Here is a 20,240-nt window from a genome sequence, read left to right as displayed (position 1 = left end):
TCGTTTCAATAGCTGAAGCCTATGATAGGTGGATGCAGTTCCAGCAGCTCCAGTACTTCGTGGCGGTCGCCGAGACCCGGCACTTCACCCGGGCCGCCGATCTGGTCCATGTCGCCCAGCCGTCCCTGTCCCAGCAGATCAAGGCGCTGGAACGGGAGTTGGGGGCGGACCTCTTTCTCCGCGCGCGGGGCAACATCACGCTGACGGACGCGGGCGAGGCGCTGCTGCCACTGGCCCGGCGCATCCTGGCCGACGCGGACACGGCCCGGCACGAGGTGCAGGAACTGGCCCAGCTGCGCAGCGGCCGGGTCCGCCTGGGCGCGACGCCGAGCCTGTGCACCGGCCTGCTTCCGGACGTCCTGCGCGCCTTCCACGACCGCTATCCCGGTATCCGGCTGCTGATCGAGGAGGGCGGCTCCCACGATCTCGTACGGGAACTCGCGCGCGGCGCGTTGGATCTCGCCCTGGTCGTCCTCCCGCTGCCCACCCCCTCCCCCGCGCTGACGACGGTGGAGCTGCTGCGCGAGGACCTGGTCGTGGTGTCGTCACCGGATGCGCCCGCGCCGGGGACCGGTCGCACGGTGCGTATCCCCGACCTGGAGGGCGAACGCCTTGTGATGTTCCGGCACGGCTACGACCTGCGGGAACTGACCGTCGCCGCCTGCCGGGCCGAGGGCTTCGAGCCGGACTTCGCCGTCGAGGGCGGCGAGATGGACGCGGTGCTGGGATTCGTCAGGGCGGGGCTCGGCGTGGCCGTCGTCCCGCGCATGGTCGCGACGCGCTCGGGACGCGGCCTGCGGGTGACACCGCTCGCACGCCCCGGACTCCACCGCGTCATCGCCCTGGCCCACCGCAGCGATGTGGCCCCGCCACGCGCGGCCCGCGAACTCCAGCGGATGCTGCTGGAACGCTGACCGGCGCAGGGGGCTCGGGAGGCCGGTCGGTACGTCACCAGGTCGGGATGAAGCCGCCGTCGATGACGAAGTCGCTGCCGGTGATGTTGCGGGAGTGGTCGCCGGCGAGGAAGAGAACCAGGTCGGCGACCTCGTTCGGCTGGGAGAAGCGGCCGGTGACCGTTGCACTGGACGCCTGGGCGACCACGTCGTCCGGAGTGATCCCGGCGGCTGCCGAGACCGTGGCCGCCACGCCGTCGCCGCCGAGCCACAGCTCGGTCTCCACCGGGCCCGGGCTGACGGTGTTGACCCGGATGCCCTGGGGGCCGACCTCCTTGGACAGCGCCTTGGAGAAGGCGACCAGCGCGGCCTTGCCCGCGCTGTAGTCGATCACCATCGGGTCGGGAAGGGTGGCGTTGACCGAGGCGACCGTCACGACCGAGCCCTGCCCGGCGGACAGCATCAGGGGCAGGGCGGCGCGGGTGACCCGTACGGCCGTGAGGAGGTTCAGGTCGATCGTGCGCTGCCAGTCCTCGTCGGTCACCGACAGGAATCCGCCCATGCGGGCGGGGGCCGCGCCGACGTTGTTGACCAGGATGTCCAGCCGGCCGTCCGCCGCCGCCACGAGGCGCTCGGCGGCACCGGGTTCGGCCAGGTCCACCGGTACCCAGGAGACACCGCCCTGCTTGACCAGCGCGTCGAGACCCGCCGTCGTGGTGCGCGACCCGGCGATCACCGTCGCCCCCGCCCCGGCCAGCGCCTCGGCGACGGCCAGTCCGATGCCCTTGCTCGCACCGGTGACGACGGCGGTCCTGCCCTGGAGTTCCGTACCCATCCTTCTCAGCTCCTTCAATGGCTGCACTACGGCGATACCCGGGGCCATACGGAGGGCGTCGTCCGACGATCGGCGCGGAGGCCGAGACACAGCTGACGTTCACGGGCCGGCACCGGCTGCTCCGCCGCTCACGGATGCACGGACAGCGGCACGGCCTCCTTTCCAGGAGACCACGCCACGTCCAGGAGACCACGCCACGCCCGAAGCCTCAGCCTGTGGCGTCCACCAGGGCCAGTTCGTGCAGCCGTTCCGGTGGGCCCGGGCGGGCGTAGTACCAGCCCTGGGCCGTGTCGCAGCCCAGTATCCGCAACTGCTCGGCCTGTGCGCCCGTTTCGACGCCCTCCACGGTGACCGCGAGGTCGAGGCTGTGGGCGAGCGAAACGATCCCCTCGACGATCTTGAGGTCGACGGGGTCCGCCGGGAACTGCTGCATGCCCTGGGTGAAGGAGCGGTCCAGCTTGAGGATGCTCACGGGCAGGCGGCGGAGATTGGCGAGGTTGGAGTAGCCGGTGCCGAAGTCGTCGAGGGCGATGTCGACGCCCATCTCGGCCAGGCGCCGCAGCGGCTTCAGCAGATCGTCGTCGGCGCCGATCAGCGCGGACTCGGTGACCTCCAGACACAGCGCCTCGGCGTCGAGACCTTCACGCTCCAGGATGTCGACCGTGTCCTGGACCAGACCCGGGTGGGTCAGCTGGCAGGGCGACAGGTTGACGTTGATCCGCAGCGGGCCCGAGTCGGCGTGTCGTTCCTGCCACTGGCGGGCCTGGCGGACCGACTGCTCCAGGACCCACCGGCCCAGCGGCACGATCAGCCCGGTGTGCTCGGCCAGCGGGATGAACCGGTCGGGACCGAGGACGCCGTGCTGCGGATGCAGCCAGCGCACCAGCGCCTCCGCGCCGTGCACGCTGCCGTCGCCGAGGTGCACGAGCGGCTGGTACTCGATGAAGAACTCGCCCCGGTCCAGGGCCGCGGGCAGCGCCGTGGTGAGCCCGTGCCGGGTGATGGCACGGGCGTCGGCCTCGGGATCGGCGAGCTCGAAACGGTTGCCGCCCGCGGACTTGGCGCGGTACATCGTGATGTCGGCGCTGCGCAGCACCTCCGCCGGGCCGCGCTCACCCGCCGGGCCCTCGACGATGCCGATGCTGCCGCGGACCGTCAGTTCCCGGCCGTCGATGCGGACCGGGGTGACGAGGGCGTTCATGATGCGGTCCGCGAGCGCGTCCACCTCGCGCTCGGTGTCGGGCCCGGTGGTGAGGGCCACGAACTCGTCGCCGCCGAGCCGGGCGACCATCTCGCCGGGTGCGGTCGCGCAGGACTGCAACCGGTCGGCGACCTCGACGAGCAGCCGGTCGCCCGCCGCGTGCCCGAGGCTGTCGTTGATGGTCTTGAAGCCGTCGAGGTCGAGGTAGCACAGGCCGAAGCGCTGGTCGTTGCCCGCGGACACCGCCTTCTCCAGGCGTTCGAAGAAGAGGGTCCGGTTGGGCAGGCCGGTGAGCGCGTCGTGGGTGGCCTCGTAGCGCAGCCGCAGATTGAGCAGCCGCCGCTCGGTGGTGTCCTCCATCAGCGCGAGCTGGTACTGCGGCCGGCCGTCCGCGTCGCGCAGCAGGGACACCGTCAGGTTGGTCCACAGGGCGGTGCCGTCGGGCCGGTAGAAGGCTTTTTCGACGTGGTAGTGCTCGCGCTCACCGCGTACCAACTCCTCGTAAAGCCGCCAGACTTGGGGCGCGTCCTCGGGATGCGTCCACTCGGGGACCTTGCGGCCGCGCACGCCCTGCTCGGAACCGCCGAACATACGCAGCAGGGCTCCATTGACCTGCAGTATGTTGCCTTCGAGGTCGGCGATGCCGATTCCTATGGCCGCGCCCTCGAAGACCGCGCGGAACCGGGCCTCGCTCGCGTGCAGCGCCTCGGCCACCGTGCTGCGCGCGTTCAACGCCGCCTGGGAGATGGCCTCCTGCTCGGCGAGCGTCCGCTCCCGCAGTGCCCCCGCGAAACCCGCCGCCATGGCGTGCTGCAGACGCGCCGAGCGCGTCCGCAGGGCCTCCTGGGGGCCGTCCTCGCCGCAGTAGAGCACCAGATAGGCGTCGACGCAGTCGAGGCTGCGGCTGAGCGCCTCGGGGTCGGTGCAGTGCGCGGCGACCAGCGCGGCGCCGACCGCCTGGCCCGCGGCCGCGTCGAAGGTCCTCGCCTTCAGCGCGTCACTCAACCGCCGGGCGAGCGGTACGAGTCGCTGCTCGAGCTCCGGCCGGGTCAGCGACGTGGAGGTGACCGGGAAGACCGCCCGGCTCCAGATCGTCGCGAACCTGCGCAGTCTGTCCTCCGGCCCGTCCGGTTCGCCCGTCACGCCGTGCGCCCCACACCCGCGAACCCCGAGAAGGAATAGGGATCCTCGTCCTCGGGTGCCGTGTCGGGCCGCCAGATCGGCATCGGCACCAGACCGGGTTCCACCATGTCGTACCCCTCGAAGAACCGCGCGATCTCCTCGCGCGAGCGCATGATCAGCGGGTTGCGGATGTCCTTGTACACGTCGACCGCGCCCTCGGCCCGCTCCGGCGGGAGCGGGATTCCCTCGTACGACGCATGCGTGAGCACGAGCAGACTGCCCGGCGCCAGCGCGTCGCGCAGCTCGGCCACCGCACCGTACGGGTCGTCCGCGTCCTCCACGAAGTGCAGTATGGCAACGAGGAGGAGGGCCACCGGACGGTTCAGGTCGATCAACCGCTGCACCTGGGGAGTCGCCAGGATCTCCTGGGGCTTGAGCAGATCGGCCGCGACCACGTCCGCGTCCTCGTTGTCCCGCAGGACAGCCTGGCTGTGCGCGACGGCCACCGGGTCGTGGTCCACGTACACGACGTGCGCGCCGGGCCTGGCCGTCTGGGCGATCTCGTGGACGTTGCCGAAGGTCGGGATGCCGGAGCCGATGTCGAGGAACTGGTCGATGCCCTCGTCGGCCGCGAAACGCACGGCACGGCGCATGAACGCCCTGTTCGCCTGCATGACCTTGGGCAGTCCCGGCATGAACTCCATCGCCTTGCGCGCGGCTTCCCGGTCGACCTCGAAGTTGTGCGAACCGCCCAGGTAGTAGTCATAGATACGGGACACGCTCGGCACCGAGATGTCAATGCTGCGGGGGGCCCAGGCGGGACGCTCCATCTATCTCTCCAAGGCGTAGTCGACGACGTAGGCGATCCGGTGTTCGAGCTGAGGCTACTGATCGTCCGCCAAAGGAGCGAGTCAAAACGGAAATTGACCGTCCGTTCACCGTCACTGCCTCGGGCATGTGCCGAATTGGCGCCCGGTGCAGGTCAGTCGAACACGCCGATCCCTGTCACCGCGAAATCGATGCGAAGCATTCCAAAAAGTTCGTGGGAGTTACGAAGCGTCGCGACGGTATCGGGGGGTCGGGTATCCCCGGTGTGGAAAACTCCCGGGCGTTCGTTCGGCAAGTGAACCGCGCCGTGATCCGCGCGCCTCACGTCGTCCGATCCGCGCGCCCCGCGCGTTCCGGGCATGCCAAGAGGTCCGCCCCCTCCGTGCGGTGCGGAGGGGGCGGACCCGGGTCGTACGCGTTGTTCCGGGCGAGATCGATCAACCCTGGGGAGGTGATCCTCTACTTCGGCGCGCCGACCGGCTTTCCGTCGGGGGCGACGGCGTACCAAGTGCCGCCCACGCCCTGACCGTTGGTGTCCCCGGCCGCCTTGTCACCGGAGAAGGTGTAGATGGGCCAGCAGTTGACGGTCATCTGCTTGGCGCCGTCCGGACGGGTGAAGCCCATCAGGCCCTTCTTCTGCACGCCCTTGGTGTCACTGGCGGAGACCGGGGCCACGACGGGCCACTTCTCCAGGCAGGCACCGGTGCAGGCGGACTTCGGGACGGGCCAGGCCTGGTCCTTCAGGAAGCGGTAGACCGTCCGGCCGTTCTTGTCGACGATGATCTCGCCGAGCTTGGGGTCGTTGCGGGTCGACAGGCCCGGCAGGGAGGCCAGGGTGGCCTTCTTGCCATCGGGGGCGGAGGCGTACCAAGTGCCGCCGACGCCCTGGCCGTTGGTGTCGCCGGCCTTGGTGTCCTTGGCGTACCGGTACATCGGCCAGCCGCCGATCGTCAGCTGCTTGGTGCCGTCCGAGCGGGTGACCTCGCCGAGCAGGGCCTTGTCCACACCGGTGGCGGCCACGGCGCCGTCGGCGGGAACGGGCGGCCAAGCGGTCGCGCAGTCGCCGTCACAGTTCGACTTCGGCGGCTCGGCGGTGTCCTTCTCGAAGCGGTACAGGGTGAACCCGGCGCTGTCGGTCAGCACCTTGCCGAGCGTCGTGCTTTCCGCGACGGCCAGCTGACCTGCGGATTCCGCCTTAGGGGCGGCACTCTGCTGGTCGGCGCCGTAGCCGTTGGGAGAAGTGGTGCTGCTACTGGTGGCCTGACCGTAACCGTTGGCAGCCGCGGCGGCGCCCACGTTCTGGCTCCCCGTCGACTGGGTGCCCGATTCCTGACCGCACGCCGTCGTGAGCGCCAGCACGGCCGCAGCTGTCGCTACGAGTGAGGCGCTCCGCCAGGAGGTCTTCATTGGGTAACTCCCACTGTTCGCGTTAAGGGTTGCAGCGCCCTGCTGCGCCGCGCATGGCCCTAGGTACGGGCGGGAGTGGCGGATGTGTTCAACGGCCGCACAAAAAACTTTCGGAACGCTGTGACACACCCCACGCCGGCATGTATCTCGCGCATCTGTTCCCACCCCGGTGGCCGTATCCCGAGGGGGCATCAAACCGGTCCGAGCCGGACGTCCTTCGTTCGGGGGCAATACCCGTCGGCTCCGGCGTGCGCGGGCGCGGTACGCCTCATGATCTCCGTCGTGCATGGACCACAGCGGACCCGGTCCGCCCTCGTCATACGGCTGTTGGCGCTGCTGACGCTGACCTGGATCATCGGCGGCGCGCCGGCCTCGGCGGCGGTCGCCGACTCCTGCGCGTACGCCTCCATCGGCCCGGACGGCACGGACGCGGTGGCGGTGGCCGGCGGCGACCTCTGCACCATCAGCCCGCCGCCCCCGTCGCCCACGCCCCCACCCACTCCGAAACCGCCGCCCCCACCACCCCCGGCGCCTCCGCCCAAGCCCAGGCCGGAGCCCCCGCCGCCGGCTCCCCCGCCACCGCCTCCACCCGCCTCGCCGACCCCGCGGCCCCCCGCCGTGGCGCCACCACCGAGGCCGGCACCCCCGCCGGCGCCGAAGCCGAAGCCCACACCGACACCGACGCCCTCACCCACGCACGAGGCGCGGCCCAAACCGTCGGCGACCCACGTGAGTTATCCGGCCTACCGCGCCCCGACGCGCAAGCACTCGCCCCGCAGCGGACCGTCCCTGGTCTCGCTCACCCTGCTCGTCACCGTGCCCGCGTTGCTCGCCGTCGCGGCGCTGCGTCCGCGCTGACCCTGGAGGCATCCTTGTCGGAATGGCTTGTTCTCGTCCTCGCGATGGCGGCGGCGTGTGTCGTCGTCCTCGTCGTGTCCCTCGTACGCACCCGCCGGGCCCCCGACGACGAGGATCCGTCCGAGACCCCGGACGTGATCGAATACATGACCATGATGATCGGCGTGGTCTACGCCATCGTCCTGGGACTGGCCATCGCCGGAGTCTGGGAGGCCCGCAGCGCCGCCCAGGACCATGTGCAGGCGGAGGCCCAGGCCTTGCACGAGATCTCGGAGCGGGTCCGCGTCTACCCGCCGGACGTGCGCGACCGTATTCGCGGCGACGTCGACGCGTACGTCGGATACGTCGTCAAAACCGAGTGGAAGACCATGGCCGACCACGGCCATGTCACCGCCAAGGGCGGCCGGCTCTTCGAGGTCGTCCGCCAGGACGTCAGCGAATACCGGCCGAGGTCGGACTTCGAGGCCCAGACCTACCAGCCACTGGTCGACCAGGTGACCGCGGCCGACGCGGCACGCAACGCCCGCGCCGACTCGACGGACGCAACCATGCCGGGCGTGGTGTGGTTCGGGCTGATCACCGGAGCCGTGGTCACCATCGGGATGGTGTTCGCGCTCCAGATCCGGCGCACCAGGCGGGAACTGATCCTCGCCGGGCTCTTCTCCGCCCTGATCGCGTTCCTGCTCTTCCTGATCTGGGACTTCGACGCGCCCTACAGCCGGGGGATCACAGCCTCGGCGGAACCGTTCACGGCACTGTTCCCGCACCTTCCGAAGTGACCGGCCTCCCTTAGCGGCCGGAGTATCGGGGGACGGACGCCACACCGCGCCCGTCCCCCGATCGCGCACCCACATTCCCCCGTAGGGCCCACACGGTTACCCCATTCGCGCTACTGCGATCGCGCCCACATGCATGCCTTCCTAGCGTTTCCAACATCGAGGCGCATTTCAGACGCAGGCGGAAGGTCCGCAGCAAGGCTCCTCGGGGACCCGGAGGCTCACCATGCACGCGATACGCGTCGCTTCGGCCGCACTGCTGGGCGCGACCGCCCTCACCCTTTCGGCAACCGCCGCTCTCGCCGGAAACGGCGACGGAAACAGTGACGGCGGCCGTGACAGTGGCCGGGGCAACAACAACATCACCTCGTTCGGCTTCAACGTGCAGCCGCAGAGCATCGCGGCGGGCGGCCGGCTCCGGCTGACCGCGGAGAGCTGCGACTCCGTCGCCAGGGTCTCCTCGGAAGTCTTCGACACGGTCACGATCCCCAAGGGCCAGTCGTCGGCGACGGCCCTGATCGACGCGGACGCCAGAGCGGGCTCGGTGTACCAGGTGACGTTCCAGTGCGGCAACGAGAGCGGCCACACCGAGCTGACGATCGCCCCCGGCCGCGCCGGCACCAACTACTCCGACCCGACCCAGGTCCAGGTCCCGGCCTCCGTGCAGCGAGGCGTCAAGGCCGGTGTCGGCGGGAGCTCCGGCGGTGGCTTCGACCTCAAGGAGATCGGTCTGGGAACCGCGCTCATCGCCGGCTGTGTCGGCACCGCGTGGTCCATGACGCGCCGCCGCGTCACGGACGAGGAGCCCTGACCACTCGCCGCTCGGGGCCCTTCTCGCCCCGGATCTCGGCGAGAAGGTCCGGGGCGAAGGCCTGTCACACACGCGCTCCGCGGGGCACTGCCAAGGGTGCCGGCACCGATCAGATCCGCCGTTCGGACCTGCGGCGCAGCCAGAACAGCCCACCGCCGACGACGCCGGCGGTCAGCAGTCCGCCGCCGATCGCGACGTCGGCGGGCGCCGCTCCGCCGACGCTGCCACCCAGACCACCGCTGACACCGCCGATGACGGTGAAGGCCGCGGGTCGGGTCAGCCTTCGGCCGTCACAGCGGACCGTGACGTCGTACGACCCCGGGCGCGCGTCACGGTCGACGATGACCGTCGCGATGGACGTGTCGCCGCCCACCCGGCGCAGCAGCGTGGTGCGGAAGACCCGCGAGGAGACCGTGCTGCCGGGCCTCAGGCACGCTTCGCCGTCCACGGTGATCGACAGCTGGCCGCCCCGCGCGATGACGCTGGGCCGGACGAGGATGTTCCGCACCTCGCGACGGCCGAAGTCATCGAAGCGGCCGTTGTCATTGAACCGACCGTTGTCATTGAAGCGGCCATTGTCATTGAACCGACCGTTGTCATTGAAGCGGCCATTGTCATTGAACCGACCGTTGTCATTGAACCGGCCATTGTCATTGAACCGACCGTTGTCACCCGGGCGGCCGCCACCGACCACGCCACCGCCGCCGATCACCACGCCACCGCCGCCGACAACGCCCCCGCCGCCGATCACCCCGCCGCCGCCGACCACGCCACCGCCCACCACACCACCGCCGCCGACCACCCCGCCGCCACCGACCACGCCACCGCCGCCGACCACGCCACCGCCGTTGGTCAGCCCTGTGCCGTTGCCTGGTCCACCGGGGTTGCCCAGTCGCTCGTTTCCGCTCGGCTCGTCGTTGCTCGGCTCGTTGTTGCTCGACTCATTGCTGCCCGGTTCATTCGATGCCGTCGCCACCGGGGCGGCGAGCCCCACCGCGGCGACCACGGCGGCAGAGACCGCCAGGGCACGAGTTGTACGCATGTGATCCTCCGCGGAAGACGCCCCGGGAACCGTCCCCGGTCGATCGGCGAGAAAGCGCCTCCCATACAGACCCTCAGATGCGGTGCACTGGGACGCATTTCGAGAATGGTCCGTCCTGGTGAGAAGACACGCCGAAGGATTTCCACACAATCGGATATTGCCGCAGGTCACGGACCGTCAGAAATTTCCTGCCCTCGGCAACTCGGATGGCTCACCACGCGGATGCCCCGACACCCGTTCGCCCGCGCCCCGTCGCCTGCCGGGCATGCTGCACTTAGCGTTCTGGTATGCGCGACGGACGCGGCGACGGCCGCGTCGAGAGGGGATTGCGAATGTTTGCGTCCGAGGTGGCCGAAGAGGAGGAGCGGCAGAAGAAGCGCGCCCCGTGGGGCGTGATAGCGCTTGTTCTGCTGACCGGCCTCGCACTCATTCGGAATGGTTCCGGTGAGTTCGACGTGGGCCCTCCGCAGCCCGCGCCGGCGGCGGCAGCGGACAGCAGGACGCCCGTCGCCACCTTCTCCAACGGGCCCGCCGCGTTGCCGTACTCCGTGGTGGACCGGGTCAGGATCCCGGCGATCCAGGTGGATGCCCCGGTCGTGCCGGTGGGTCTCGACTCGGCCGGCTGGGTCGGCGCGCCACCGCCCGACAATGCCAATCTCGCGGGCTGGTTCACCGGTGCGGTGTCGCCCGGCGAGAAGGGCACGGCCGTGATCGTGGGCCATGTGGACAACATGCGGGGACCGGCCGTCTTCTACGGGCTCGGTTCCCTCAAGAAGGGAAACCGGGTCGAGGTTCAGCGAAAGGACGGGAAGACCGCCACATTCGAGATCTACGGCGTCGACGTATTCGCGAAGAACAACTTCCCCGGTGACCGGGTGTACGGCAGCAAGGGCACCCCGGAATTGCGGGTCATCACCTGCGGAGGCGGTTTCTCCAAGCAGCACGGCTACGACGGGAACGTCGTCGTGTTCGCCCGCCTGGTCGAGGTCCGCTGAGACTCCCCGCCGACGGGCCCGGGCGGTGTTCCCGGGCCCGTCGGCGGAGTCGAGGGCGACCGCGCCCGCTCCCCGCTCAGAAGTCCTCGCGGTGCGGCACCGTGAGGTGGTAGCCGGAGTCGAGGAGTACGGGCAGGTAGTCGCGCAGGGCGCGGACGGTCTGGGAGCGGTCGCCGCCCGCGTCGTGGGAGAGGACGACGACGCCGGGCGCGGCGCCCTCCTCCACCCGGTCGACGATGGTGGCGGTGCCCGGGGTGGCCCAGTCGAGGCTGTCGACCGTCCAGGCCATCGGTTCCATGCCGAGATCGGCGCCGATCTGGAAGGTCGCCCGGTTCCAGGCCCCATAGGGCGCGCGGAACCAGACGGGCCGTTCGCCGTAGGCGTCCTCGATGACGTCGCTGGTGCGCGCGATCTCGGAGCGGATCTCGGAGCGCCGGAGCTCGGTCAGCAACGGGTGCGTCCAGGTGTGGTTGCCGACGACGTGCCCGTCGTCGGCCATCTCCGCCAGCAGGTCCTTGTTGTCGACGGCCATCTCCCCACAGACGAAGAACATCGCCCGTACGTCGTGCTTGCGCAGGGTGCGCAGAATGCTCGGGGTGTAGCGCGGATCGGGTCCGTCGTCGAAGGTCAGCACCATCGTGCGGCCGCGCCCGCTCACCCGCAGGATCGGCTCACGACGGACGGGGGGCTTGCCGGGCGTCCGGCGCGGCGGAGCGAATCCGGTCATGGGCTCGAGGCGGTAGGCGGAGGGCTTGAGCGCCGGACGCGCCTGCGGGCCCCCGGCCGCGGGTGCGCCCCGCACCGGACTCCCGGCCGGATCTGCGATGAGGACGCGGGCCGTGCCCGCCACCCCCAGGACGGCGGTACCGGCGATCAACATCCGGCGCCGCGTGAGCAGCTGATACTTTTTCATGATTAATCAGACGCCCAATGGAGGCGCGGCGCGGCTGAGCAACACCGGTGCGGACTCGGGAAAGCGCCCGTTGGGACCAGCTCAGCGCCGACGCACCAGGGGGAACGGCAATGTCTCCCGAATCGTCAGCCCCGTGAGGAACATGACCAGCCGGTCCACGCCGATGCCGAGCCCGCCGGTCGGGGGCATCGCGTACTCCAGCGCGTCGAGGAAGTCCTCGTCGAGCTCCATCGCCTCGGGATCTCCCCCGGCGGCCCTCAGCGACTGCGCGGTCAGCCGCCGCCGCTGCTCCACGGGGTCGGTCAACTCCGAGTAAGCGGTGCCCAGTTCGGTGCCGAAGGCGACGAGGTCCCAGCGCTCGGCGAGGCGCGGGTCGGTGCGGTGCTGCCGGGCGAGCGGGGAGACATCGGTCGGGAAGTCCTTGTAGAACGTGGGCAGCAGGGTCTTCTCCTCGACCAGTCGTTCGTACATCTCCAGTACGACGTCACCCTGTCCGGCGTCCGGCCGATACGGCACTCCCGCACCGTCGCACAGCCGATGCAGGTCCGGCACGGACGCGCCGGGATCCACCTCCTCCCCCAGGGCCTCCGAGATCGCGCCGTACACCGTCTTGACCGGCCACGGGCCGGAGATGTCGTACTCGGTGCCGTCCTTGCGGGCGACGGGCGCGCCGAGGGCCGCGGTCGCGGCGCCCTGGATCAGTTCGCGGGTGAGGTCGAGCATCACGTCGTAGTCGGCGAACGCCTGGTAGGCCTCCAGCATGGTGAACTCGGGGTTGTGCTTGTAGGAGACGCCCTCGTTGCGGAAGGTGCGCCCCATCTCGAAGACCTTCTCCAGGCCGCCCACGCACAGCCGCTTGAGGTAGAGCTCGGGGGCGATGCGGAGGTACATGTTCAGGTCGTAGGCGTTGATGTGGGTGGTGAACGGGCGGGCGTTGGCGCCGCCGTGGATCTGCTGGAGCATCGGCGTCTCGACCTCGAGATAGCCCCGGTCCAGCAGACCCTGGCGCAGCGCCTGCACAGCGGTGGAGCGGGCCCGCAGGACCTCGCGGGCGTCGGGGCTGGACACCAGGTCGAGATAGCGGCGGCGCACCTTCGCCTCGGGGTCAGCGAGGCCCCGGCGCTTGTCGGGCAGCGGGCGCAGGCATTTGCCGGTGAGCTGCCAGGAGGAGACGAAGACGGTCGGTTCGCCCAGGTCGCTGACGCCGACGAGGCCCTCGGCGGTGATGTGGTCGCCGATGTCGACGTCCTGGCGGAAGCGCCCGAGCTCGGGTCCGGACTCCAGCCGGGTGAGGGCGAGCTGGAGATCGCCGGACCAGTCGCGCAGGACGGCGAACACGATCCCGCCGAAGTCCCGTACGAGGACGACACGCCCGGCGACGGTCACGTGGTGTCCCACCGGTCCCGCGCGGACCTCGGCGAGGGTGTGGGTGCGGGACGGGACGCCCACCGGGTAGGGGTCGACTCCGTCGGCGCGCAGCCGGTCGAGTGTGCGGTGGCGGAGGCGGATCTGTTCGGGCAGGCCCGCGGTCGGATCGGTGGCCGCCGCCTCCTCGCCCTCGTCGAGGCCGAGGGCCGACAGCGAGGGCAGGCCCGCGGTGCTCGCGGGCTGGGGTCCGGTCCTCGGGTGCCCCTTGCCCCAGAGCTTGCGCAGCGAGGGCACGGAGACGAAGCCCTCGGCGATGCCGGACGCCAGGCCGATGCGGGCGAGGGAGCCGGTGTCGCCGTAACAGATGAAGCGGGGGTACCACTCGGGCTGGAACTTGGCGTTGGACCGGTAGAGGGCCTCCAGCTGCCACCACCGGGAGAAGAACAGCAGCAGTCCGCGCCAGAGCCGGAGCACCGGCCCCGCACCGATCCGGGCGCCCTCCTCGAAGACCGACCGGAACACCGCGAAGTTGAGGGAGATGCGCCGTACGCCGAACGTCCCGGCCGCCGCGCACACCTCGGCGACCATGAACTCCATGACGCCGTTCGGGGCGCTGCGGTCGCGGCGCATGAGGTCGAGCGAGATGCCGTCCTTGCCCCAGGGCACGAAGGACAGCAGCGCGAGGAGCTTGCCCTCGGGCGTCAGGGCCTCGACGAGCAGGCAGTCGCCGTCCGCGGGGTCGCCGAGCCGGTCCAGCGCCATGGAGAAACCGCGCTCGGTCTCGGTGTCGCGCCAGGCGTCCGCCTTGTCGATGAGCTCCTCCATCTCCTCGTCGGTGAGGCTGGAGTGGCGGCGTACCCGGCAGATGGCGCCGGTGCGCCGCACGCGGTGCACCGCCTGGCGGGTGACGCGCATGTCGCGGCCGTCCAGGTCGAAGCCGGCGACGTGCAGGATCGCCTCGTCGCCGAGTTCGAGCGCGCCGAGCCCGGCGCGCGCGAAGGCCTTGGCGCCGTCCTCCGAGGTGCCCATGACGGCGGGCGCCCAGGCGTAGCGGCGGGCCAGGTCGAGCCAGGCCTCGATGGCGTGCGGCCAGGCCTCGCGGTCGCCGACGGGGTCGCCGCTGGCCAGGCAGACGCCGGCCTCGACGCGGTAGGTGACGGCGGCCTTGCCGCTGGGTGAGAAGACGACGGCCTTGTCGCGGCGGGTGGCGAAGTAGCCGAGGGAGTCGTCGGCGCCGTACGCCCGCAGGAGGGCGCGGATGCGGGCCTCCTCGTCGCCGCGCAGGGCCGCCTCCAGGCGCTGGGAGCGGAAGAGGGTGGCGACGGCGTTGAGCTGGGCGAGGGCGCCGAGGAGGCCGAGGACGAAGAAGAGCTTGCGGGGCGGGCGCCCGCTGAACGAGCTGCTGGGGACCAGCCCGCCGCACACCCGGCTGGCCGCCCACAGCAGCCGTTCTTCCGAGGCCAGCGTGCCGGGGAACCACTCGACCAGGCCCCAGCCGATCAGGATCGCCACGGCGAGTCCGACGAGCAGTACGGCCAGGGCGCGCCATACGGCGCCGCGCCGGGAGTCGGCGTAGAACTCGCGGCGCGCCACGATCAGGAGCACCAGCAGCAGTCCGCAGGCGATGAAGGACGGCAGCGACTCGGCGTACAGGCCCATCGCCAGGCCGACGATGTCGAAGAAGACCAGCAGGCCGAGGTAGACGACGACCAGCCACCAGGCGACCTTCTTGCGGGCGGCGGTCGCGGCGGCGAGCAGGAAGAGGAAGACGGCGTACGCGAGGTTGGCGCTGACCGGGACGATCAACAGGTCGAGGAAGGCCACGACGGGGTGCAGCAGACGGCGCACGGGGGCGAAGAAGGCCAGCAGGACGCACAGCAGCGAGAGGGCGCCGAAGAAGGCCGCGAAGCCTTCGGGCACCTTGCTGAGGAAGCCGACCCGGGACGGCGGTACGGGACCCGTGGCGTCCCTCGGTCCGCGGGCCTCCACGGTGGCGCTCATGGTGTCGACTCTAGGAAGCCCCGGCCGCAGGCGCCCGTCGAGCGCCGTGCCGCTCGTCGCCGACTCGGACGGCGGTCGCGACGGGTCCTGGCGGGCCGCGGCGGCGGACACTTCACCCGTTCCGTCCCATGCGGGACGCCGCGGGCCCGCCCTGCTCCCGACCTGCGGCTTCCGATAGCCTCGGTGGTGTGGCGGAACAGCAACCCTCGCACCAGTTCGAGCGTGGCACGGACGGTCCCAAGGTCATCGTCGTCGGGGTGGACGGCTCCGACTCGTCGCTGCGCGCGGCGTCCTACGCCGGCGGGCTGGCCAGGCGGCAGCACTCGCTGCTCGCCCTCGTGTACGTGCAGCCCGTCATGGCCGCCGGAGCGGCGCTCGGGGCGCCGGTCGCCGAGACGACCGACCAGATCGCCGAGGACCTCGTCGCGCAGATCCGGGACGCCGCCGAGCGGGTCAAGGACATATTCGCGGTGCGCTGGGAGTTCCACACGTTCCGCGGCGATCCCTACAACGGTCTGGTGACGGCGGCGGACGAGCTCAAGGCGGACGCCGTGGTGGTCGGTGCCTCCGAGCAGGCGGGGCACCGGATCATCGGGTCGGTGGCGATCCGGCTGGTGAAGGCGGGCCGCTGGCCGGTCACGGTCGTCCCATAGACCCCGTGGGTCCCATAGACCCCGTGGGTCCCATAGAGCCCGTGGGTCCCATAGCCTCCATGAGCTCCGTGAACTCCATGGGTCCTATTGCCCCATCATCAGGCCGTCGTGGGCCGCGCCGCGGCTGAGCACCACGTCACGGATGCGGTCGCGTACACCGGCCAGGTCGGCGCCCTGGGCCAGAGCCGCGTTGATGTCGACGACCCGCCCGGCGTCGATGTCGAACAGCTGCGGTACGAACTCCGCCTTCGTGACCTCCCAGCGGTCCCCCTTGCGCGCGGGCGGGGCGAAGGTGAAGCGGGCGAGGGTGCTCTCGTTGCCCCGGGAGTCCTGGAAGCCTTGGCGATTGAACATCTCGCCCGCGATCTGGTCGCCCATCCCGTAGACGACCCACGTGCCGTTGACCTTCTCGTAGGCCTGCGGGACACGCGCGTGCGTGCCGAGGATCAGGTCGATGTCGGGCCGCCCGTCCGTGCGCGAGGCGGTGAGCTCCCGGCTCAGCGTCATCTGCTGGGTGTTGGGCTGTTCCTGCCATTCGGTGCCCCAGTGCAGGGACACGACGACCACGTCGGCGCCCGCCTTCCTGGCTGCCCGGGCGTCCGCGAGGATCCGGTCGCGGTCGATGAGGTTGACGCTCCAGGGCTGCCCCTGGGGCATCGGGAAGCCGTCCGTGCCGTAGGTGTAGGCGAGGTGGGCGACCATCGCGTTGCCCGCGCGCAGGAGGGTGGGCACATACGCCTCCTGCTCCGTGCGCGCCGATCCCGCGTGCCGTACGCCGGCGAGGTCGAGGGCGTCCAGAGTGCGCCGTACGCCCGCGGCGCCGTCGTCCAGGGAGTGGTTGGAGGCGGTGGAGCAGGCGTCGTACCCGGTCGCCGCGAGCCCGTCGGCCACCTGCGGTGGAATCTTGAAGGCCGGGTTGCCGGTGCGGTCGCCGTCGGATCCGTACACGGTCTCCATGTGACAGATCGCCAGGTCGGCACCGGAGACCAGGGGTTTCACCCCTTCGAACATCGGCAGGAAGTCGTACCCGGTGCCGCCCGCGTCGGCGTTCGCCCGCTCGGTGACCGAGGTGTGCGCCAGCACGTCGCCGGAGGCGACGAGGGTGAAGCCGTGGGAGGTGAGGGGCGCGCCGGGGTGCCCGGTGCTCCGGGCCGACGGCTCCCGGTCGGCCCGGCAGCCGGCGCCCACGACAAGTACGGCCGCGAGAGCGATGGCGGCCAGTCGACTACGTGTGATCATGCCCAGCCTCGATGCAATCATATTTAAGTAGGAAGTGGGTCAAATCCATCCAATCGAAAGGATGGAGTCAAGGAGCGACGCGCATCCGTAGCCCGTCCGGCCCTCGGGGAACCGTCCGTCGGGCGCCACCGGGCCCCGCTGAACCGTTCACCGCGCCGTTCACCGACGGCATCGACCGCCCACCGCAGACCCGTGCCCCGGGCCTGTCCCAGCGGAGCGGCACCCGCTGGCATACACGCCATGACGGCCGGAACCACCACCAAGACGACCGCCGAACACGAGTTGGCCGCGCTGCAGCGCGAGCACGGCCGACCCCTCTTCGCCCTGCTCCTGCGGCTCTCCGACGGCGACCGCCAACGCGCCGAGGATCTGCTGCAGGAGACGCTCGTCCGCGCCTGGCAGCACCCCGAGGCGCTGCGCGCCGACGACTTCGACTCCGTACGTCCCTGGCTGCTCACCGTGGGACGGCGGCTCGCGATCGATGCGCGGCGGGCCCGCCAGGCGCGTCCGCCGGAGGTCGGGGACGCGGTGCTGGAAAGCGCGCGGGTCTGCGCGGATCACGCCGAAAGGTCGGCGGCGACGCTCGATGTGCGGGAGGCTGTGAAGACACTCACTCCCGAGCATCGTGAAGTCCTGGTGCTGGTGTACTTCCAGGGGGCGAGTGTGGCGGAGGCCGCCGCGGCGCTCGGGATTCCGCCCGGTACCGTGAAGTCTCGTGCGTACTACGCACTGCGCGCCCTGCGCCGGGTTCTTCCGGGATACGCGGCCGACCTGCGGTGAAACCGAAGGCCGAGTCAAACCTCCGTAAAGCGCCTTGCTGAGGACCATGGTTGAGCAATCAGCTGTCCTCATCCGTGTTCCGGATTGGGGGGAATCCCCCAAGGGCTCGGGATCGGGCGACGCGCACGCAAACCGGAGGAAGGCAGGAAGGGATGCTGCACAGAGGCCAAGAGAGCACGGACGGCACCGGCGGTGGGGAACTCACCGTCCCCATGGCGTGGTTGTACGCCGAGTACATCGCTGACGAGCTGCTGCGGACCGGCGACCTGATGCCGCCCACGTCCTTCGAGTTCCGCGCCGGGCGTGACGCCCTGGCGCTGACCATCTTCCTCTCCGACACCGACGGCGAGCTCTCGGGCATCCGGGTCGTCTCGCAGTTGGAGACCTGGCTCTCGCTGACGGCGTACGACCAGCCGTGGCAGGACTGGGTGCGCGAGCACATGGCGCGGCGCGCGGCCGAGGCGGTCGAGTCCGGCGGCCCCGCCCCAGACCTGGAACTGGCGACGGCGGCCTGGCGCTGGCTGGAGGAGACCGAACTGCTCGCCCCGGACCTGGACGCCGTGCCCGGCGGCGGGCCGATCCCGGGCGAGGACGACGGTCCGAAGGTGTGGACACCGGCCTGGCGACTGGGTCTGCCCCTGGGACATCTGGCGATCCATCTCTTCTGATCGCCACGACCGGGCGGACCGCCGGTAACCCCTGTTCAGGGCTCCGCACTCCGCCAAACAAGTTTTCCGCACAACTTTTTTCGGGCTCGCACCAATCCGCGAGCCCACCCGCTCCGAATGTCTTGGCCGCGATTCCGAACGAGTCTTGAGTGATTCGACGGTCTGGTGCGTACCCGTGGGCAACAGCAACACCACTCCCACCCCCGCACCATCGCCACGAGGATTCGGTATTCGGTATGAGGTCCCTGGAACGGCATCGCGACGTCGGCGCCTACGCGCTCGGCGTGCTGGACGAGGCGGAGGCGTTCCGCTTCGAGGATCACCTCATGGAGTGCCCCCAGTGCGCGGCGCACGTGAGTGAGTTCAGGCCCGCCACGCGGCAGCTGATGCTGTACCGGCATGCCACCCCGCGCTCCGTGCACCCCTTCGCCGCCCCCGGGCCGCGCCTGATGGACAAACTCCTCAGTGAGGTGGCGACCCGGCATCGGGCCGGTCGCAGGCGCTGGTTGTACGCGGTGGCCGCCGCCGTGGTGCTCGCGGTGGGCGGTCCGTCGATCGCGATGGTCACGTCGCACGGTTCCGGGTCACAGACGGCCGCGGTCGCGTCGACGGACGCGCAGACCGGCGTATGGGCCAAGGTCACCACCGCGGACCGCATCTGGGGCAGCCAGGTCGAGGTCGAGGTCAAGGACGCCGGGGGCCCGCGCCCCTGTCAGCTCGTCGCCATCGGCAAGGACGGTTCGCAGCAGACGGTGACGAGTTGGATGGTGCCCGCGCACAACGGCGAGGCGACCACCCTGCAGGGCGGCGCCGCGCTCAAGTCCGACGAGATCAGCCGGTTCGAGGTGCGTACGGCGGACGGCAAGCACCTGGTGACTGTCACGCCCGACTGATCCCGGGCTGTTCCCCGCTGCTCCCGGGCTATTTGAGCAGCCGGGACAACCGGCGGTCCGCGAGTGGCTTGCCTCCCGTCTGGCAGGTCGGGCAGTACTGCAGCGAGGAGTCGCTGAAGGAGACCTCGCGGATGGTGTCGCCGCACACCGGGCAGGGCTCGCCCGTTCTGCCGTGCACCCGCAGCCCGCTCTTCTTCTCCGCCTTGAGGCGCCCCGCGGCCAGACCGTGGGAGCGCTCCACGGCCTCGGTGAGCGTGGAGCGCAACGCCTCGTAGAGACGGGTCGTCTCCTCGGGGGTCAGTGAGGCGGCCAGCTTGAAGGGGGACATCCTGGCGGCGTGCAGGATCTCGTCGCTGTACGCGTTTCCCACGCCGGCGATCAGGCTCTGGTCCCGGAGTGCGCCCTTGAGTTGGCGACGCTCACCCGCGAGCAGCCGGGCGAACCGTGCCTCGTCGAAGTCGGCGGCGAGCGGGTCGGGGCCGAGGCGGGCCACGCCGGGGATCTCCGCCGGGTCCCGGACGACGTACACCGCGAGTCTCTTCTGTGTGCCGGCCTCGGTGAGGTCGAAGCCCTCGCCGGTCTCCAGGGCGACACGCAGCGCGAGCGGGCCCTTGCCGGGGCGGGGCGGGCCGTCGGGCAGCGTGTCCCTCCAGTGCAGCCAGCCCGCGCGGGCCAGGTGGGTCACGAAGTGCAGTCCGTCGGCCTCGATGTCGAGGAACTTGCCGTGCCGGCGCACGGCGGTCACCTCGCGGCCCTCGAAGGCGGTGACGGGCGGGTCGTAGGTCTTCAGGACGCTGATGGCGACGGGCAGCACGCGCACGACCTCGCGGCCGACGAGATGGTCGGCCAGGAAGTCCTTGAGCGCTTCGACCTCTGGCAGTTCCGGCATGGCTCCAGAGTGCCACCCCCCACCGACAACACCAGCCGAACCGCCCCCCTCCTGAGGCAACGGCGACC

At 70.7% G+C, this 20,240-nt stretch carries 17 protein-coding genes and 1 pseudogene; 9 read left to right on the top strand and 9 right to left on the bottom strand.

All coding sequences use genetic code 11. The annotated features are described in order from the left end of the window. Positions 1–32 precede the first annotated feature (32 nt). A complete protein-coding gene (locus tag KVT44_RS17400; protein ID WP_075027892.1) occupies positions 33–914 on the top strand; it encodes a LysR family transcriptional regulator in 882 nt (293 codons plus the stop codon). Between the two features lie 34 nt (positions 915–948). On the opposite strand, the gene KVT44_RS17395 is transcribed toward KVT44_RS17400, so the two are convergent. The 4 genes from KVT44_RS17395 to KVT44_RS17380 form a co-directional block, all read right to left on the bottom strand. After that, the gene (locus KVT44_RS17395; RefSeq protein WP_217567703.1) at positions 949–1,728 is read right to left on the bottom strand and encodes an SDR family NAD(P)-dependent oxidoreductase; all 780 of its coding nucleotides are present in this window, start codon (positions 1,726–1,728) and stop codon (positions 949–951) included. 208 nt (positions 1,729–1,936) lie between these two features. Next, positions 1,937–4,072, bottom strand: a complete 2,136-nt coding sequence (locus tag KVT44_RS17390; RefSeq protein ID WP_190168420.1) for a bifunctional diguanylate cyclase/phosphodiesterase — start codon at positions 4,070–4,072, stop codon at positions 1,937–1,939. Then, positions 4,069–4,881 carry an SAM-dependent methyltransferase gene (locus KVT44_RS17385; protein WP_095851197.1) on the bottom strand — a complete coding sequence of 271 codons (813 nt, stop codon included), beginning with the start codon at positions 4,879–4,881 and terminating at the stop codon, positions 4,069–4,071. The genes KVT44_RS17390 and KVT44_RS17385 overlap by 4 nt, the downstream gene beginning before the upstream one ends. 457 nt (positions 4,882–5,338) lie before the next feature. After that, positions 5,339–6,286, bottom strand: coding sequence for an SCO0930 family lipoprotein (locus tag KVT44_RS17380; protein WP_060897635.1), 948 nt, complete (start codon positions 6,284–6,286; stop codon positions 5,339–5,341). Between the two features lie 282 nt (positions 6,287–6,568). On the opposite strand from KVT44_RS17380, the gene KVT44_RS17375 reads away from it, so the two are divergent. From KVT44_RS17375 to KVT44_RS17365, 3 genes are all read left to right on the top strand, one after another. Continuing rightward, entirely contained in the window at positions 6,569–7,144 is a 576-nt protein-coding gene (locus tag KVT44_RS17375) for a hypothetical protein (RefSeq protein WP_217567759.1), read from the top strand. A 14-nt stretch (positions 7,145–7,158) separates the two neighbouring features. After that, on the top strand, positions 7,159–7,923 hold the full coding sequence (locus tag KVT44_RS17370) for a DUF4239 domain-containing protein (protein ID WP_190168418.1): 765 nt from the start codon (positions 7,159–7,161) through the stop codon (positions 7,921–7,923). 223 nt (positions 7,924–8,146) lie between these two features. Then, complete coding sequence (locus KVT44_RS17365) at positions 8,147–8,731, top strand: hypothetical protein (RefSeq protein ID WP_217567702.1); 585 nt, start codon at positions 8,147–8,149, stop codon at positions 8,729–8,731. A 109-nt stretch (positions 8,732–8,840) separates the two neighbouring features. On the opposite strand, the pseudogene KVT44_RS58100 reads toward KVT44_RS17365, so the two are convergent. Beyond that, positions 8,841–9,277 (bottom strand): annotated as a pseudogene (locus KVT44_RS58100) (hypothetical protein). Between the two features lie 828 nt (positions 9,278–10,105). On the opposite strand from KVT44_RS58100, the gene KVT44_RS17355 reads away from it, so the two are divergent. Further along, positions 10,106–10,768: a class F sortase gene (locus KVT44_RS17355; protein WP_099919340.1), complete on the top strand. Its 663-nt coding sequence runs from the start codon at positions 10,106–10,108 to the stop codon at positions 10,766–10,768. Between the two features lie 76 nt (positions 10,769–10,844). Here KVT44_RS17355 and KVT44_RS17350 read toward each other — a convergent pair whose 3' ends face one another. Together KVT44_RS17350 and lysX are read right to left on the bottom strand one after the other, a co-directional pair. Then, a complete protein-coding gene (locus KVT44_RS17350; RefSeq protein ID WP_190168416.1) occupies positions 10,845–11,681 on the bottom strand; it encodes a polysaccharide deacetylase family protein in 837 nt (278 codons plus the stop codon). A gap of 81 nt (positions 11,682–11,762) precedes the next feature. Then, a complete protein-coding gene (lysX, locus tag KVT44_RS17345) occupies positions 11,763–15,050 on the bottom strand; it encodes a bifunctional lysylphosphatidylglycerol synthetase/lysine--tRNA ligase LysX (RefSeq protein WP_217567701.1) in 3,288 nt (1,095 codons plus the stop codon). A 188-nt stretch (positions 15,051–15,238) separates the two neighbouring features. Between lysX and KVT44_RS17340 the strand changes: the two genes are divergently transcribed. After that, positions 15,239–15,703, top strand: a complete 465-nt coding sequence (locus KVT44_RS17340; RefSeq protein ID WP_229888736.1) for a universal stress protein — start codon at positions 15,239–15,241, stop codon at positions 15,701–15,703. Between the two features lie 84 nt (positions 15,704–15,787). On the opposite strand, the gene KVT44_RS17335 is transcribed toward KVT44_RS17340, so the two are convergent. Beyond that, entirely contained in the window at positions 15,788–16,942 is a 1,155-nt protein-coding gene (locus KVT44_RS17335) for a CapA family protein (protein WP_217567700.1), read from the bottom strand. A 240-nt stretch (positions 16,943–17,182) separates the two neighbouring features. Between KVT44_RS17335 and KVT44_RS17330 the strand changes: the two genes are divergently transcribed. The 3 genes from KVT44_RS17330 to KVT44_RS17320 all read left to right on the top strand — a co-directional run bounded on the left by KVT44_RS17330 (position 17,183) and on the right by KVT44_RS17320 (position 19,283). After that, a complete protein-coding gene (locus KVT44_RS17330) occupies positions 17,183–17,722 on the top strand; it encodes a sigma-70 family RNA polymerase sigma factor (protein WP_060899753.1) in 540 nt (179 codons plus the stop codon). 152 nt (positions 17,723–17,874) lie between these two features. After that, positions 17,875–18,390 carry a hypothetical protein gene (locus KVT44_RS17325; protein ID WP_054234932.1) on the top strand — a complete coding sequence of 172 codons (516 nt, stop codon included), beginning with the start codon at positions 17,875–17,877 and terminating at the stop codon, positions 18,388–18,390. A gap of 236 nt (positions 18,391–18,626) precedes the next feature. After that, entirely contained in the window at positions 18,627–19,283 is a 657-nt protein-coding gene (locus KVT44_RS17320) for an anti-sigma factor (protein WP_099919344.1), read from the top strand. A gap of 28 nt (positions 19,284–19,311) precedes the next feature. Here KVT44_RS17320 and KVT44_RS17315 read toward each other — a convergent pair whose 3' ends face one another. Further along, positions 19,312–20,172 carry an Fpg/Nei family DNA glycosylase gene (locus tag KVT44_RS17315; RefSeq protein ID WP_097223842.1) on the bottom strand — a complete coding sequence of 287 codons (861 nt, stop codon included), beginning with the start codon at positions 20,170–20,172 and terminating at the stop codon, positions 19,312–19,314. Positions 20,173–20,240 lie beyond the last annotated feature (68 nt).

This window comes from Streptomyces sp. GbtcB7, from assembly GCF_019091445.1.
GTDB classification, from domain to species: domain Bacteria; phylum Actinomycetota; class Actinomycetes; order Streptomycetales; family Streptomycetaceae; genus Streptomyces; species Streptomyces mirabilis.
Note: the sequence above shows the minus strand (reverse complement) of the source record. Positions and strands in the feature narration are given on the sequence as shown.

Excerpts from the sequence above, each read along its gene's own strand:
- KVT44_RS17400 (WP_075027892.1), top strand. The coding sequence starts at position 33 with ATGCAGTTCCAGCAGCTCCAGTACTTCGTGGCGGTCGCCGAGACCCGG.
- KVT44_RS17395 (WP_217567703.1), bottom strand. The coding sequence starts at position 1,728 with ATGGGTACGGAACTCCAGGGCAGGACCGCCGTCGTCACCGGTGCGAGC.
- KVT44_RS17385 (WP_095851197.1), bottom strand. The coding sequence starts at position 4,881 with ATGGAGCGTCCCGCCTGGGCCCCCCGCAGCATTGACATCTCGGTGCCG.
- KVT44_RS17380 (WP_060897635.1), bottom strand. The coding sequence starts at position 6,286 with ATGAAGACCTCCTGGCGGAGCGCCTCACTCGTAGCGACAGCTGCGGCC.
- KVT44_RS17365 (WP_217567702.1), top strand. The coding sequence starts at position 8,147 with ATGCACGCGATACGCGTCGCTTCGGCCGCACTGCTGGGCGCGACCGCC.
- KVT44_RS17355 (WP_099919340.1), top strand. The coding sequence starts at position 10,106 with ATGTTTGCGTCCGAGGTGGCCGAAGAGGAGGAGCGGCAGAAGAAGCGC.
- KVT44_RS17350 (WP_190168416.1), bottom strand. The coding sequence starts at position 11,681 with ATGAAAAAGTATCAGCTGCTCACGCGGCGCCGGATGTTGATCGCCGGT.
- lysX (WP_217567701.1), bottom strand. The coding sequence starts at position 15,050 with ATGAGCGCCACCGTGGAGGCCCGCGGACCGAGGGACGCCACGGGTCCC.
- KVT44_RS17335 (WP_217567700.1), bottom strand. The coding sequence starts at position 16,942 with ATGATCACACGTAGTCGACTGGCCGCCATCGCTCTCGCGGCCGTACTT.
- KVT44_RS17330 (WP_060899753.1), top strand. The coding sequence starts at position 17,183 with ATGACGGCCGGAACCACCACCAAGACGACCGCCGAACACGAGTTGGCC.
- KVT44_RS17325 (WP_054234932.1), top strand. The coding sequence starts at position 17,875 with ATGCTGCACAGAGGCCAAGAGAGCACGGACGGCACCGGCGGTGGGGAA.
- KVT44_RS17320 (WP_099919344.1), top strand. The coding sequence starts at position 18,627 with ATGAGGTCCCTGGAACGGCATCGCGACGTCGGCGCCTACGCGCTCGGC.
- KVT44_RS17315 (WP_097223842.1), bottom strand. The coding sequence starts at position 20,172 with ATGCCGGAACTGCCAGAGGTCGAAGCGCTCAAGGACTTCCTGGCCGAC.